Raw genomic sequence first — 14,140 nt, 5'->3', positions numbered from 1 at the left:
TAGGCGGCACCCCGCATTCGCATACTCTGGGCAATATTTTCCGCGCGGTATTCTCTGTGTATCACTGGGTTATTGTGTGCGAAGTTATGGTGCCCGCTGGCGTGACGAAACCACGAGCCAGCACACAGCAGAGCTTGTACACTGGGGGCATGAGCCAAGAAATTACTGAAGAAACCGCTACCACTTGGTATAACCATTGTCTTACCCTCGACCCACCCGTGCCCGCCGAATGGGGTGTCGATCAAGAAACACGTGAGGTAATTGAGGACGATATTCGCACCCACCTCGCGAGGGGAGTAGGTGACCCTGAGCTGTACGCGGAGGTGATTCTAGATAGTATCGACTATCTGTCTGATGACGATCAGGACACTGAAAAGTCGTCTCGCCCCACCGAAGAAGCCATTAATGCTTATGCGCGCCAAGTGATTGAACGGCACCGCAGCCTGGCTCAAGAGCTCGGTATTACCCGTGAAGACGGCAACCTCGAGCGTGCCTTTGCACAGCTGGCGGAAGAAGGAATTCTGGGGCGCAGCAACTTCACCTGCTGCGGCACCTGCGGCAACTACGAAATTGTTGATGAGCGCGATAGTTCCCGCACCTGGTACGGGTATGTGTTCTACCACCAGCAAGATGCCGAAGCCATCCCACAGGGGCGGGGTGTTTTCCTGGGGTATGGCATATTTTGGCCCGCTCACTGCACGAAAGAACAGTTCGAAGCAATGAGTGAGGAAGAAAAAGACGAAATATATGAGCGTCTGTCTGTCGCTATGATGCGCGATAAAGTGGTGCCTGTTTTAGAGCGAAACGGGATGCAGGTGGACTGGAATGGTGATTTCAGTCGCCGCCCCTATATCCATAATGTGTGGGCATTTGAGGTGCCCTAGGAGCTGGTGTGATACGCCTATAGTGCTGAGGCGCAGCGAATACCGCGCCCGGGCAGGTGGTTTCCTGCCCGGGCGCATACTGTTAACTATCGAACCTAAAACCCCGTAAACAATCTCTGTAGATTGCTTTTCTATTCAGGCAGCAGGTTCAGTGCAATGTTGAAGAGATGCTCCCGATTGGTTGAGGCTGACAGGGTTGAGCGCACCATAAACCCCTGGAAAGTGAGGATGAGCGCATCCGCTGTGTCGCTGACGAAAGAATGCAGTTCGTCGGCAGAAGGTTTGCGTTTATTTTTCGCCTTGAGATACTGCTGACCCCAAGGGGTGAGCGACTGGGCAACAATATCGTGCAGGGTAGTAAAAAGCGTGTTGGTGGATTCTTGCACCTCGGGAACAGTAAAAGCTTCCAGGCGGATACGCAACATTGAGGTGAAGTTCGCTTCGACGGCTGAGGTGCTAAAAATCATGCGCATAATATCGCGTGGTGAGGGAGTATTGAGTTTCTGGTAAGCAGCGGTGATCATATCGATACGCTGTTGAACGGTGGCATGCAGAATATCGCCTTTGCCGTCAAAGTGCGAGTAGATGGAACCCGAGGAAAGCCCAGATTCTTTAATAATGTCGCTCATGGAGGTATGGGTGTACCCCTTGGCGGTAAAACACGTGAAGGCGGCGTCGATAATTTGGCGTCGACGTGCCTGTTTAGTGGCTTCGGTCAGACGTGGCATGCCTCTAGGGTATACCGTGCGGTGAGGGGTGTCTATTTGCAAGCAGAATGGTAAATCTTTTTGTGACTTTTCAAACAAAATACCTGTTGTGTTTGCATCTGGTCTTTATGCAGAGTAGAGTCTTGCGTGTTGATAAACAAAACAGTTATTTTGTTTGGAGAGTTTTATGGCACACACCACCAGCAACGCTGAGACAGAGCAGCCCTCATCCTGGCGCAAGGTTATCGCCATCGCCACGCTGGCATCCGTCATCGTCAGCATCGTGATTCTTGCCTTCACCTGGCCCACTAAAGCTATGGAGACGAAAAACCTGCCCGTCTCCATCGCGGGACCGGAAGCAGCCGTCAGCCAATTCGAGCAAGGACTCAAAGATCGAGGAATCGAAACCTTCGAGTTCAAACAGGCATCCTCGCGCGAAGACGCCGAACGGCAGATCAAAGAACGTGAAACCTACGGCGCGATCGTCTTCACCGAAGGTGCGGCGCCCGAGGTCATGACCGCGCCCGCCGCAAACGCATCCGCAAACCAGATGCTCACCGGCGTAGCCCAGCAGATGAACGCTCAAGTGCAGCAGCAAGCTACCGCAGCCAAAACTCAGGCACTGCAGCAGGCCGCCCAGGCGGGCGGGCAGCAGGGCGCTATCGCCACCCAGCAGCTCAAACAGCTGAAAACCGAGCAGGAAAAACTGCAGCAGGCGCAGGTCAAAACCACCGCAGTCGTACCGCTCGGCGACGGCGATCCCAACGGTATGGGTCTGGCGGTTGCCGCATTCCCGCTTGTTATGGGCGGCATAATCGGCGGGGTTCTCAGTATCTCTCTTGTCAAAGGAACCGTGCGACGCTTCGCGACTGCAGGACTCTACGGGATTCTTGGCGGACTCTTCATGACCCTTATTCTAGGAACCTGGTTCGGGTTTGTTCCCGGCGATTTCGGGGCACTGTGGGCGACCTTCGGCATGACCGTTTTCGCGACGGCCTCCTTCATGATCGGAATGTCCGCGTTGTTTGCCGACGCCGTCGGTATCGGTCTTGGCGCCGTGATCTCCATGTTCATCGGCAACCCGCTCTCCGGGGCAAACATGCCGTGGCAGTTCATCCCCGCACCCTGGGGTGCCTTCGGGCAGCTGATGGTGCCGGGCGCATCCAACACGCTGCTGCGGAATATCGCCTATTTTCCGGATGCTTCAAACTCCCTGCAATGGGCTGTGCTGTTGGGCTGGGCAGGGTTTGGCCTTCTCGCCGGGGCAATCGGCTGGGCGTGGAAGGAACGCCGAGCAACTCACATGAGCGCAGAGGATGATACCGCGAGCGTTCGCGCGAAAACCGAGGCGAGCGCAGATGTGCCGGACAACGTTGAGATTCCCTGGAAAACGGCAAACACATAGCGACACCGCCTGCGAGTAGATCCGCGAGCAGATAGTATTTTCAAAATACTATCTGCTCGCGCCGCATGGGGGAGATTCCTAGAATGGGAAGTATGAGCGAAGAGATCACCAGCGCCCGCATCGACGTCTGGCTGTGGTCGGTGCGCATCTTCAAAACCCGCGCACTCGCAGCCGACGAATGCAAAGGCGGGCACGTGCGCGTGAACGATGCATCCGCAAAACCCTCACAAAAACTCAAACGAGGCGACATCGTGCGGGTGCGCTACCCCGGCTGGGAACGCGTGTTTAAGGTCAAAAAACTCATCACCAAACGGGTGGGCGCGCCGATCGCCGTCACCTGTTACGAAGACCTCTCGGGGCCGCGCCCCGCGCACCTGTCGATGCCGCCGGTCGCCAAACGTGAACGCGGCACCGGGCGACCCACCAAGAAAGAACGCCGTGCCCTAGACGAGCTGCGGGGGCGAAAAGGCTAAACCCAGTTCCGCTTTCTTCTCACCCCGCGATCGTCGTTAAGAACCGCGAGCAGGTAGGATTTGGCCGAACAGGTGAGTTTTTCCTACCTGCTCAAACCAAAAACCACCTGCTCGCGGAATAAGAAGCGGTCATAGCGTGAGACAGATAAACACATCGCTGACGTGCTATACGTGCGGGAGTAGGCTGTACCTATGAGCAACAAGGCCTCAGAACCCAACACATCAGGCGCCGCGAACACATCCGACAGCACCGCCAGCACGCACGAACCCCAAAACCTGCTGGATGCGACCCCGCGCACCGGCAGCATCCCCCTTCACCTGGGGGAAGGCGATGCGGACTCTGGGAAAACTCAACCCGAAAAATCGCTCAACAGGCGTATTCTGGCGCTCGCCGTACCCGCCTTCGGCGCGCTGATTGCCGAGCCGCTGTTCGTGCTCGCCGATTCCGCACTCGTGGGGCAGCTGGGCACCGAAACCCTGGCGGGCATGAGCATTGCGGCAACCCTCATCACAACCGTGGTGGGACTCATGAACTTCCTCGCATACTCGGTGACCCCGGCGGTTGCGCGCGCGTTCGGGGCGCATCGGTTGGCGCACGCCTACCGTATCGGCGTGGACGGCGTGTGGGTTGCGCTTGGACTCGGTCTGCTCATTATGGGTGTGGGTTATATCTTTGCCGATCCTGCGTTGCGCGGCATGGGCGCGAACGACGCAACCATCGGTTATGCGCGCGACTACCTGCACCACTCGTTGTGGGGCATTCCGCCCATGATGATGATTCTGGCGCTCATGGGCACCCTGCGCGGACTGCAAGACACCGTGACCCCGCTCAAAGTTGCGGGTGTGGGCACCGTGGTGAATGTGGCGCTGAACTGGGTGCTGATATACCCGGTCGGCTGGGGCGTGGCCGGTTCGGCGACGGGCACATCGCTCACGCAGTGGGGCATGGCGCTCGCACTCGGTATATTTATTCATCTTAAGATGCGCCCGCGGGGTGTGACCTGGCGTCCCGATATTGCGGGGATGCGCGGCGTGCTATCCCTCGGGTCCTGGCTGATGCTGCGCACCCTCTCGATGCGCCTGGCACTGCTGTCTACCGTATTTGTGGTGGCTCGCCTGGGCGACGAGCAGACGGCGGCATATCAGCTGGGCATGAGCGTGTTCAACCTGCTGCTCTTTGCCCTGGACTCTCTTGCAATAGCGGCGCAGGCACTGCTGGGCAAGGAACTTGGAGAACGCGACCTGACGGCTGAATCCGGGCGTGCGAAAGTGCGTGAGCTCAAGAATCGCCTGGTGCGTATGAGCCTGGTGTACGGGGTTGTCACCGGCGTTGTTGCGCCCGTGATTGGCTTCTTCGGAAACTGGATTTTCACGCAGGATGCGCCCGTCGCCACCCTCTTCGCGTGGGCTACCCTCGTGATTGGCGTGGGGCAGCCGATAGCCGCATATGTATTCGTTCTTGACGGTATCCTCATGGGTGCTCAGGACGTGAAATACCTGGCAATTGGCTCATTTGTGATGCTGGTTGTTTATGCGCCCGTCATTTTCGGGATCTACTGGGCGGTTTCCGGCGGTCTGCTGAGTGCCACGGTGGGGTACCTGGGGCTGTGGGCGGCGTACATCCTGTGGTACCAGGGCGTGCGTGCATTCATCTTCGGCCGCCGTGCCGCCTCGGATGTGTGGATTAAAGCATAGTTTTTCCGGGGAATACGCGGAATTTAGGTGTTGAAGACGAGTTTTTTTCACGGTCTTCTAGCTCACGCATCGCGTTGAGGCATCGACTGGTGACCCCCCCCCACGGCATCTATGTGCGAACGGACTAGACCCTTAGCGGTATGTGTGCTCCCTGAAACGGAGACGGCTCTGCGATACGCAGCGTTCAGAGAAGGGACTGTACTCGCACCCTCACCTGAGGCTGGGGCTTGGAGCCTGACCCCGAAGCGCCGCCCTCTCGACTTGCTTGCGACAGTGAGCGCAGAACCGCCTCTTGAACATCGCGGACAATTTCTTTGACCGCACGGGAGCCGTCGATTCCAATCTCGATAATGACCTTCTGCCCGCCCGACTCGATGATAACCCCGAATCGGGCGGCCGCAGGGTCGCCGCTCATACGGCTGCCGATAGCTTTCAGCGTGGAGCCGATCCCCGGTTCAATGCCGCGCACTCCAGGAACGGCCGTGACTACATGAGTCAATTCGGCTGCTGAGAGGTTAATCGTCATCGTGCAGATCCTCAATATGAATATTGACGGTTGGGGACAATTCTAGGTTCTCATAACACGCCTGGCGTACCGCATCACGGACCTGTTGAGCAAGTTGGGAGAGGCTACTGGTTGTAGCTTGTGCGGAGATACGGCAGAAGATTGTATTCGGTATTCCCAACTCCCGCTGACCTTCGGGTGCTGGGTCATGCTTAAAGGAAGACTTTAGTGCATGAGCTCCGGGTACGGAGTCTACACTGCGTCGCACTAGGGCGCGCAGGGAGAATTCGGACATGCTATATGGTCCTAAGCCGGTCGGCGGCATCTCTACCTGGGCACCGTGGCGCGTTTCGGCGATTACCGCATCCATCATATGACGCTGAGGCATCACCGATGGACTCGACTGTGATTCCAGTGTGTCCCAAGTCTTGTGGAGAGAAGCAATTAGACGCAGGTACTCCCGTGTGGAGGCTTCGTCAAGCTCATAAGACTGAGTCGACTGTGCGTGCCGCGGTTCTTCGTGTGGGATGCGGGTGGTGGAAATCATTCCCACTCCTTCATGTGGCGCATCACGAGGGAGCGGGCGCGTGCCAGCCTCCCCCGGACTGTGGATTCGGTTAGGTTTAGGGTTTGGGATATCTCCTCGTAGGACATGTCATCAACCTCTCGAAGCACCCAGACGATGCGCAGCTCTTCGGGAGCGGATGCCAACAGTTTGGCTAATGCTTCTATCTGGGCGTTTACCTCACTGGACTGCGCCGGATCCTCGGTCGCTGTCGACGTTGTGTCAGGTAGGATGCTCGCGCTCTCAAGACCTTCTGAATCGTAAGGGTCAGTGGCCCGGCGCTGGTGCTGACGAATGCTGCTGGTGGCCTTATTCGTACAGATGCGCATGAGCCAACCCCGGAAGGCATCAGGATCCCGAAGCAGATGAAGGCTCCGCCACGCCTGAACAAGGGTCTCTTGGACGATGTCCTCACTGTCGTGGCGGTTGCGCACGATCATGTAGGCGGTGCGGAACAGACGTCCTTGATAACGTTCGACAAGCTTTTCGAACGCGTCAATGTCGCCGTCCTGGGCTCGCAGCACCAGGTACCTGTCTTTGCCCTGAGACGCAGTGTTCGGATGAGGCACAGGGTCGGTGGGCGGACCGGTGGACTGCCCTGCATTGCTGCGCTTTTCATCGGTCATGATTATCAGAACCGCCGCTTTCTAATGAGTGTTTGCCGGCCACAGCATGGGCTGCACTCTGGGGTTTGGTGGCTTGTTCTAGGTGCAGCAGTACGTCGATCTGACGAGCGTGCTTTCCCAGAGAGGAACTAACGTCGTGGTCAAGTCGGTTCCTGAGCTCGCTCACGGTCCATGCAACCTCGCTGTTCTCTGCTACGGTGACGGTTGCCTGCACCCACAGGTTGCTGGGTGAACCGGTGACCCATACTGAGCACCGCTGAACCCCAGGGACGTCTTCGGCCCGCTCAGACAGCGCTTGGGCTATGACATCGGGGCTGAGTGTGGCCAGCAGTGTGCCGTCGGAGCCTGTCAGACGCAAGGAAGACGCGGCAGCTTTACGGGGCACCTGCTTAATGAGCAGAACCAAGCCCAACGCGATGAGAAGAACCGACCCGAGGGCGGCAGCTGGCAACAGCCAGTTCGCCTGGGGCCCGGCCCAGGTACCGACCCGGGTGTCAGCTTTGGCGAGAACCGAGCTAAGCGTGGGCCATGATTGATCCAAACTTATGCCGGAAGCCACAACCCAGAGGGCTGCTGCGGTGATCAGCAAACCGCATACCGCAAGGACTATCCTATTGAGAATTCCAGATACAGAACGCATGGTTTTCTCTCTTTCAGCTCGTGTGCTGGATACGCACTCGGCTGTGTGCGGTTCCGACGGGTTTCAAAGTCTGTATAGCCTGCTCAGCTGCCTTCTGTGCTGCCTGACGCACAGGTTCGAGGTCATCCAGAACGCTGAACACGGTCACATTCACGCGCGTTCGACGGACTCGAACCCTGGTGCTGTGAACACCATCGACCCGCTCGACATGGGTTTGTACCAGCTTTGCTAGGTCACGACGTGAAATGGCTGTCTGACCGGGTACGTTATCTGCAAGAACCTCAGTGCGTTCAAAAGCCCCCGGCCACAGGGCAAGAAGAATCATGAACAGACCACATACGGCCACAAAACAGGCCGTTGCTAGTACCGCTGGCGACCCGATAATCGTGGAGCCGATCCTGCTGACTGCTGAGGATATTTCATTCGGCCACGCTCCGTTCAGGAGCCGGTTTCCCAACGCCCAGACGCCCAGCCCTCCTACGATGAGAAGTAGTAACGCTAGGACAATGACAGGTGCACTCCGCGACGGGCGCCGGATGAGATGTTGTACGGGGGTTTTCATCGCAGAGCCCTCCTTGCCTGGCTGCTCGGGTTGAGCCAGGAGATCTCAATGTTGATCTTCTCAACCTTCAACCCGGTGAAGTGCTCGACACGCTGGCTCACATGCTCACGCAGCTGTTGCAGGGTTGAAACCAATGCTGTGGGGAAGGTCAGGCCGATATCCAGGTGCAGGACTGCAACCTGGCCGTAAATATCGCACTTTGCCTCGGGACGCGAATGGAAATTTCGACGTGCCCCGATCCCGAGCAGCCCTCCGGCGTTCGAGCCCACATTTGCGCTCTCATAGGCGGCTTGGGCCGCGATCTGCGCAACAACCTGGGCGGGAATGACGGTGACGCCACGCTGCTCCTGCCCGGAACTCTCTGCACCGGCAGCAGCGGGCTGTGTGCTGGTCTCCGTCATTACTTCCTCCATCGATTAAGGATGCTTTGGACATCGACCCGGCCCTCCAGGTAAAGACCCACCACCGTACCAACCAGGCCGCACAGTGCCACCAGGATGAAATCGGTGAAGGAACCGAAAGCAAGAATTGTTCCCAGGAATAGGCCCACCAAGAGGGCCAGGTGTGTTGTCTTCATAAAAGATCCTCAGATCGTGGCTGGTTACTTGAGGTCGGCGGAGTCAGCAGAATTGGAGTCGTCGTCGGGCAGGTGAACGTCGGTGACGTCGATATTGACCTCTACTACCTCCAGCCCCGTGGTCCCCTCAATCTGCTCGATAACGTTGCGGCGGATAGCATTGGCTACTTCCACAATGGAGACTCCATATTCGACCACGACGGTAGCATCTACGGCCGCCTGGGTCTCGCCCTTCTGGACGCTAATACCGCCAGCAACATTGGTCTGGGCGTTGGGGATGCGGTCGGTCACAGCGCTGAAGGCGCGGCGTACAGCATTGCCCATATCGTACACACCGGGGACTTCGCGGGTTGCCATGCCAGCGATTTTGGCAACAACGTTCTCTTCAATGGTGGTTACACCGTGTGAAGTCTGTAGGGGACCGCGAGGGGTTTTGTCCTGTTTCTTAATCTCCTTGTTGTTTTCGCGCTCGCGCTGCTGGCCGGTTTGGGGGATGGAGTTATCGCTCATGGGAGCCTCATTTCATGTGTTTTTCCGCTGCGCGGATTATGATGTTTGATATGTGCGGCACGCATCGACGGCTGGGGAGTTTGGGCGCTACCCACGCCCTTTATCCGTTCTTGCAGTCAATGGTGACGCTACTATGAAGACGCTTGAGGTACAGAATTCCTCACGAATTAAAACAGTGGTATGTATCACATTATATTGGCGGGTGTGCGCAAACACGACTGTTGCCCATGTTTGCTCGGCTCAGCTGTCTGCTAGGCGAGTAGTCCTCATATGGAACTAGGCGGGTTATGCAGAAACTCGGAGTTTCTGCATAACCCGCCTAGTTTTGTTTCTGCGATGCTGAAGCGACGCAAGAATATGGACTACTGGTTCTTCCTGCCGGTCACGCTTAGGTATACGGAGATTGCGATAATGGCGGCAATAATGGAGAGGATCCAGCGAATCCAGTCAACGCCAGCGGTATCTGCGACACCGAAGAAGCTGGCGATCCCTCCTCCTACGAATGCGCCAACAGCGCCCAAGATGATGGTCCACAGCACCGAGATGTTCTGGTGGCCTCGCATAATGAGGCGGGCCAAAGCGCCAATAATAGCGCCAGCAATAATCATTCCGATGAGTCCAAGCATGATGTTCTTCCTTTGTGAGTATCCGCCATAGCACGGGCGCGCCTGAGCGGATGTTGGTATGGGGTCTTAGCGCGCAGATCGGTGAGTTTCTGTCTGAAAGTTCAGTGGTAGCCGGGGTTCCAGTTGCCGTTACTGCCACATATTGTGTGATCCGACAGGGCTGTCGCCGCCTGCCGTCGTCTCTCAAAACTTGCGGCGCTGATATGAAGACGCCATGGGCACGCAAATCCTCACGTACTTAACAAGTGTTTTGCATCACGTATGTGTTGGCGGATTTTTCTTCTGCCGCCGCGCCGCCCCAGACGTGTGGACCAAAAAGTAACCGGTGCCTTCAGAGAATCCGGCCGCATGTCCTAAAAAGATGTAACGGCCACCCTCTGTTAGGCTTGAAACTTCCAGGAGTTTTAGGACCCCGAGGAGGAACCCGCATGTACATAAATCACCTGTACTATCACAGCAGCTCTGCAATCACCCACACGCTCACGCATATCCTAGCGAACGCCGTTAAACATTCTGACGTGCGCGCTTACCTGTTTTTCAGCGCAGACCATGAAGCAGAATTTGAGGAAACGGCTGCGCGAATTTCGGGAAAAGTGGTGTGGGTCCACAGCGTCGCAACAGGACCTATGGGGTTTCTTGCTGAACGTGCCTTCATTGGGCTGATCGAATTTAATGTGCCAGCTGGTGGTGCCGGTGCGGTAAGTGCCTTCTTTGAAGAAAGCGGTATTGCTGAGAAGGACGGCCAGGTGCTGCTTGTCAAAGACCCCGCCTCACCCGAGAATCTTCGTGACATCCTCCTGCGTGAGTATACGCCGCATGACGAGCAGGCGAACACCAATTTTTCTTCGGTGGATGCACTCATGAACGTGGGTACCGCCCTGTTGTATTACCGTGATCTTGCGGGCGCCGCCTACGATAGCGACTCCGGGGAGACTCTCTCCTGCTGTGAGGTGTTTGTCGATGCTGCATGGGAGCATCTTGTTCCTGAACCGCCGCAAGATGCAACCACCCATGAAGGGTCTTTTGACACCGCAGCTGGTGAAGTAAAGTTTACCGTCATAGAACACCTATAGGGCAGTAAACCCAAGAGTATTTTGGTGGAGGGGGCAGATTGTTTGGCTGCCCACTAGAGCTATGCCTTCACCGGGGGAACACGGTCGGTAAAAAGCTGAAAATTAACCTTTAAAGGTTGTTTTTGTTCAAAATTAGCTGCTGGATCGCCTCAATGAAACTCGGGTCCAGCTCTCCCAGCTCATCAAGCCAAAACCAGTCGTCAGAGCTGAACTCATGTTTATAGGTCATAAGTTCTCCTCTTTTAGAAGACATATAAAGGTGGGTTGGGATCCTTCACTTCGGCCCGCCAGACTCTAAACCCTGCGGTAAACCTCGTCGAAGGGTAGGCGGAAGCGCTCGCCCCAGATGCCGTGGCCGGGTTTGCGGATACCGCAGGCGACCACCATGTTAATCTCGACATTGCGCGGCAGGTTGAGGAGTTTCTTCACGCGGTGGCTGTCGAAGCCTTCCATTGGGCAGGTGTCGTACCCCGCCTCGGTCATCGCGAGCATAAACGTCTGCGCCACCAGGCCGCAGCTCTTGTGCACAACCACGCGATAATCGTGCTCCGAAACCTCACGCATCATCGGAACGAACAGGCCCGCACAATTCGCCATTGCCGCGCGGGATGCGCCCAGCAGACCAAAGCAGCGTGCGTACAGGAGCGGCATAGCCTTGGTGTAGTACATTTCCCAATTCTTGATGCGGTCTTTCTGCTTCTCAGCCGGGCTGTTACGCTCAACATTGCCGCGTTCAAATTCCAGCGCGGCTTTCGCGCGGCGGCGGTACAAATCCTGGCGGGTCACGAATACCACCATCTGCTGCGCGGTCTTGGCGGCCTGCTGGTGCATGCACGCTGCGGCGAGTTTACTCAGGACGGCGGGATCAGTCACATGGTAGAGCTCGTACAGCTGCATATTCGAACTTGTGGGCGCCAGCTGAGCCGCCCGCAAACACTCTTTGACAACATCGGCATCAATGGGCTGGTTCTCGTCGTAATGGCGCACCGAACGGCGGCGGTTCAGCAAATCTAGCAGGGACATTATGCAGCTCCTCTTTCACGGCGGCGTTCCGAAGGTGTGTCAAAACAACCCTCACCTTTAAGGCTAGCGTTCGCGGGCGCGGAATTCACGCATAATTTTTTCGGCAGTAGTACTCAGCAGGTCAATAGCCGCACTGATGTATGGAAGCTATCGGGTGAGCCAGTCCGTGGAGGGCAGGCTACTTGGTCCACACGACGAGCTCATCGAGCGGCTTGCGCGGCTTCGGGTCGATCTCGCGCGAGCGGTAGCCGAAGGTCGCAGCCACGGATACGCCGTAATCCTCAGGGTCGAGAAGCCCTTCCTCGGTGAGGAGCTGGGTGACCGCATCGTAGTCCATGCCTTCAATGGGGCAGGAATCGATGCCGAGCATCGCTGCGCCCGTGAGCATATTCGCCAGCGCAATATAAGTGTTCTTCCTAGTCCACTCAAAAAGGGCACGCTCGTCGTCGGCGATCTTCATATCATGAATCTGGAACTTTTTGTACATGCCCATTGCCATCTGCATCTGGTCTTCGGGAAGGTTGCGCTTCGCGAGCGTCTGCAGCAGGAAATCGGAATCGTAGCGGGCGTTCTTCTTCGCCACAATAATCACCACGTGGCTGGCGTCATCGAGCGTATTGACCATACCCCAGGCGATAGGCTTGAGCTTCTCGCGCAGCTCTTTATTCTGTATCACCAGGAATTTCCACGGTTCGGAACCAACCGAGCTGGGGGAGAGACGAGCGAACTCAAGGATTGTGTTGAAGTCTTCGTCGCTGATTGTACGCGCGGGGTCGTAGGAGCGGGTAGAAACGCGGCGCTTGAAAATTTCGAGCGCTTGTTCACGGGTGAGAATCATGATTTTCCCTTATCTATGCTGGGTTTCTATGACGGAATTTAGTATATCGAGCAGGGATGCGCCTCCCGCCGGTTTTTTCGCACAGCGTGACTTACTGCGTTGCCCAGCACATGCTTTCGATGAGCTCTCACGGTTAACAACATATCGTTTGGACAAACCGCCGCTGATTTTCAACTAGTTTTTCAGGTGAAAGAGCCCGGTGAGCGGCCTGCACAATCAGAGAGGCTGGAACTGCATCATATGTTTTCCCCTGGGACTCGACGGTTCGGCACTGTTCACCGTGGCACACATCGTCGCAGGTGCTGCTTCCCTGTATCCCACCCACTAGATCTTCCAGGGGTACACCCATAATCCAGATACGATTGGATTCCTCAGGATGAGTCAAGAATTCTTCTTCACTCATTGTACGGATTTCCAGATGAGGCTGAATATCCTGAGGCAAGAGCTCAGCTTCCAATACCTGTAAAGCCTTGCGCAGCTCCTCACCTGTTGTACCGCACCGTGAGCAGGTTTGTTTTTCGGCATTGACAAGGTGCTGCCAGATAATAGGTAAAGTTTTCATCAGGGACTACCTTTCCTTCTGAAACTATAATCTATTTGGTTGTGATGAGATGGGGCGTGGGCACGCCAGTGTTTACGCCACTTTTACGGTGTATTCCAGGGCCTTATGCGGTCGCAGAGTCGTTGAGACGTATCCGTTGGCGGGGGTGCGCACATAGTCGAGGTAATCCTCCATGGACGGGCTGAACCCCTCAACATCGTCTACGGCAATCACGGCGCGGTCGGCAAGATGCGGCTCCAACAGCTGAAAGACGGGATGCACCAGGTCAGGCCACCCGTCGAGAAGCACAAAATCGGGGCTGAAATCCAGGTCTTGCAGGGTCTTCAGCGCATCGCCTTCGCGCAGCTCGATATAGTCCGCAAGCCCCGCCCGCTCAAAATTTTTCCGCGCGGCCTCCGCCTTATGAGGCACGTATTCGCAGGTGATTACGCGGCCGCCATTGCGTTTTGCGGCGGCGGCAAGATACAGCGTCGAGATGCCGTAGGATGTACCGAACTCAACGATATTCCGCGCGCCGCGCGCCAGCGCCTGCATATACAGAAACTCTCCCTGCTGCGGGGTGATGGGGATGTATTTATCGGCGTAGAAGCCCTCATCTTCAGTCTTCCAATCGATCCCCTTACCTAAAAGCTGGTGGATTTTCGGCAGAAAATGCAGGAACATGCGTTTGCCCTGCTTGAGCGTGGCGTCGTAAAGGTCATAGAGTGTGCCTTCAACCGGCGGGTCGTTGAGGAATGTGAACATTTGCGGGGTTAATTTGGGCATGTGAATCTCCCGGATGCTTCGGCGCGTATTACCTGCACCACAAAATTCAGAGGTATACCCCTGAAACACAGTGCGGTCATGTGATTCCTCTTATCATGCCAGCG

19 protein-coding genes are annotated in these 14,140 nt (G+C 56.4%); 5 read left to right on the top strand and 14 right to left on the bottom strand.

Annotated elements, in window-relative coordinates; translation table 11 throughout:
* Positions 1 to 149 precede the first annotated feature (149 nt).
* A complete protein-coding gene (locus D8M23_RS07990) occupies positions 150 to 884 on the top strand; it encodes a DUF6891 domain-containing protein (RefSeq protein ID WP_126854346.1) in 735 nt (244 codons plus the stop codon).
* A gap of 131 nt (positions 885 to 1,015) precedes the next feature.
* Here D8M23_RS07990 and D8M23_RS07985 read toward each other — a convergent pair whose 3' ends face one another.
* Positions 1,016 to 1,612, bottom strand: a complete 597-nt coding sequence (locus D8M23_RS07985; protein ID WP_126854345.1) for a TetR/AcrR family transcriptional regulator — start codon at positions 1,610 to 1,612, stop codon at positions 1,016 to 1,018.
* Positions 1,613 to 1,778: 166 nt separating this feature from the next.
* Between D8M23_RS07985 and D8M23_RS07980 the strand changes: the two genes are divergently transcribed.
* From D8M23_RS07980 to D8M23_RS07970, 3 genes are all read left to right on the top strand, one after another.
* The gene (locus D8M23_RS07980; protein WP_126854344.1) at positions 1,779 to 2,996 is read left to right on the top strand and encodes an ABC transporter permease; all 1,218 of its coding nucleotides are present in this window, start codon (positions 1,779 to 1,781) and stop codon (positions 2,994 to 2,996) included.
* An 83-nt stretch (positions 2,997 to 3,079) separates the two neighbouring features.
* Positions 3,080 to 3,469 carry an RNA-binding S4 domain-containing protein gene (locus D8M23_RS07975; protein ID WP_423816638.1) on the top strand — a complete coding sequence of 130 codons (390 nt, stop codon included), beginning with the start codon at positions 3,080 to 3,082 and terminating at the stop codon, positions 3,467 to 3,469.
* Positions 3,470 to 3,661: 192 nt separating this feature from the next.
* On the top strand, positions 3,662 to 5,164 hold the full coding sequence (locus D8M23_RS07970) for an MATE family efflux transporter (protein ID WP_126854342.1): 1,503 nt from the start codon (positions 3,662 to 3,664) through the stop codon (positions 5,162 to 5,164).
* A 184-nt stretch (positions 5,165 to 5,348) separates the two neighbouring features.
* Here D8M23_RS07970 and D8M23_RS07965 read toward each other — a convergent pair whose 3' ends face one another.
* The 9 genes from D8M23_RS07965 to D8M23_RS07930 all read right to left on the bottom strand — a co-directional run bounded on the left by D8M23_RS07965 (position 5,349) and on the right by D8M23_RS07930 (position 9,775).
* On the bottom strand, positions 5,349 to 5,690 hold the full coding sequence (locus D8M23_RS07965; protein WP_094758531.1) for a transcriptional regulator: 342 nt from the start codon (positions 5,688 to 5,690) through the stop codon (positions 5,349 to 5,351).
* A complete protein-coding gene (locus tag D8M23_RS07960) occupies positions 5,680 to 6,216 on the bottom strand; it encodes an Asp23/Gls24 family envelope stress response protein (protein WP_126854341.1) in 537 nt (178 codons plus the stop codon). The genes D8M23_RS07965 and D8M23_RS07960 overlap by 11 nt, the downstream gene beginning before the upstream one ends.
* Positions 6,213 to 6,860, bottom strand: a complete 648-nt coding sequence (locus tag D8M23_RS07955; RefSeq protein ID WP_126854340.1) for an RNA polymerase sigma factor — start codon at positions 6,858 to 6,860, stop codon at positions 6,213 to 6,215. Before D8M23_RS07955 ends, D8M23_RS07960 begins: the two co-directional genes overlap by 4 nt.
* The gene (locus D8M23_RS07950; RefSeq protein ID WP_126854339.1) at positions 6,850 to 7,500 is read right to left on the bottom strand and encodes a hypothetical protein; all 651 of its coding nucleotides are present in this window, start codon (positions 7,498 to 7,500) and stop codon (positions 6,850 to 6,852) included. The genes D8M23_RS07955 and D8M23_RS07950 overlap by 11 nt, the downstream gene beginning before the upstream one ends.
* A 13-nt stretch (positions 7,501 to 7,513) precedes the next feature.
* Positions 7,514 to 8,062 carry a DUF6286 domain-containing protein gene (locus D8M23_RS07945; protein WP_126854338.1) on the bottom strand — a complete coding sequence of 183 codons (549 nt, stop codon included), beginning with the start codon at positions 8,060 to 8,062 and terminating at the stop codon, positions 7,514 to 7,516.
* Positions 8,059 to 8,463, bottom strand: coding sequence for an Asp23/Gls24 family envelope stress response protein (locus tag D8M23_RS07940; protein WP_126854337.1), 405 nt, complete (start codon positions 8,461 to 8,463; stop codon positions 8,059 to 8,061). The genes D8M23_RS07945 and D8M23_RS07940 overlap by 4 nt, the downstream gene beginning before the upstream one ends.
* Positions 8,463 to 8,639: a hypothetical protein gene (locus D8M23_RS11830; RefSeq protein ID WP_006888452.1), complete on the bottom strand. Its 177-nt coding sequence runs from the start codon at positions 8,637 to 8,639 to the stop codon at positions 8,463 to 8,465. Before D8M23_RS11830 ends, D8M23_RS07940 begins: the two co-directional genes overlap by 1 nt.
* A gap of 24 nt (positions 8,640 to 8,663) precedes the next feature.
* Positions 8,664 to 9,149: an Asp23/Gls24 family envelope stress response protein gene (locus D8M23_RS07935; protein WP_126854336.1), complete on the bottom strand. Its 486-nt coding sequence runs from the start codon at positions 9,147 to 9,149 to the stop codon at positions 8,664 to 8,666.
* Positions 9,150 to 9,511: 362 nt separating this feature from the next.
* Positions 9,512 to 9,775, bottom strand: a complete 264-nt coding sequence (locus D8M23_RS07930; RefSeq protein ID WP_006888596.1) for a GlsB/YeaQ/YmgE family stress response membrane protein — start codon at positions 9,773 to 9,775, stop codon at positions 9,512 to 9,514.
* 428 nt (positions 9,776 to 10,203) lie between these two features.
* Here D8M23_RS07930 and D8M23_RS07925 point away from each other — a divergent pair, with 428 nt between their 5' ends.
* Positions 10,204 to 10,848: a hypothetical protein gene (locus D8M23_RS07925; protein ID WP_126854335.1), complete on the top strand. Its 645-nt coding sequence runs from the start codon at positions 10,204 to 10,206 to the stop codon at positions 10,846 to 10,848.
* Between the two features lie 294 nt (positions 10,849 to 11,142).
* Here the strand turns inward: D8M23_RS07925 and D8M23_RS07920 are convergent, their stop codons facing one another.
* The 4 genes from D8M23_RS07920 to D8M23_RS07905 all read right to left on the bottom strand — a co-directional run bounded on the left by D8M23_RS07920 (position 11,143) and on the right by D8M23_RS07905 (position 14,036).
* Positions 11,143 to 11,871: a nitroreductase family protein gene (locus D8M23_RS07920; protein WP_126854334.1), complete on the bottom strand. Its 729-nt coding sequence runs from the start codon at positions 11,869 to 11,871 to the stop codon at positions 11,143 to 11,145.
* Between the two features lie 178 nt (positions 11,872 to 12,049).
* Positions 12,050 to 12,709, bottom strand: coding sequence for an NAD(P)H-dependent oxidoreductase (locus D8M23_RS07915; RefSeq protein WP_126854333.1), 660 nt, complete (start codon positions 12,707 to 12,709; stop codon positions 12,050 to 12,052).
* A gap of 133 nt (positions 12,710 to 12,842) precedes the next feature.
* Positions 12,843 to 13,271 carry a DUF2703 domain-containing protein gene (locus tag D8M23_RS07910; protein WP_126854332.1) on the bottom strand — a complete coding sequence of 143 codons (429 nt, stop codon included), beginning with the start codon at positions 13,269 to 13,271 and terminating at the stop codon, positions 12,843 to 12,845.
* A 72-nt stretch (positions 13,272 to 13,343) separates the two neighbouring features.
* Positions 13,344 to 14,036: an O-methyltransferase gene (locus D8M23_RS07905; protein ID WP_126854331.1), complete on the bottom strand. Its 693-nt coding sequence runs from the start codon at positions 14,034 to 14,036 to the stop codon at positions 13,344 to 13,346.
* Positions 14,037 to 14,140: the final 104 nt, after the last annotated feature.

This window comes from Rothia sp. HSID18067 (assembly GCF_003989445.1).
Classification (GTDB): Bacteria; Actinomycetota; Actinomycetes; order Actinomycetales; family Micrococcaceae; genus Rothia; species Rothia aeria.
The sequence above is the reverse complement of the archived record's forward strand: the minus strand, read 5'-3'. Positions and strand labels throughout refer to the sequence as shown.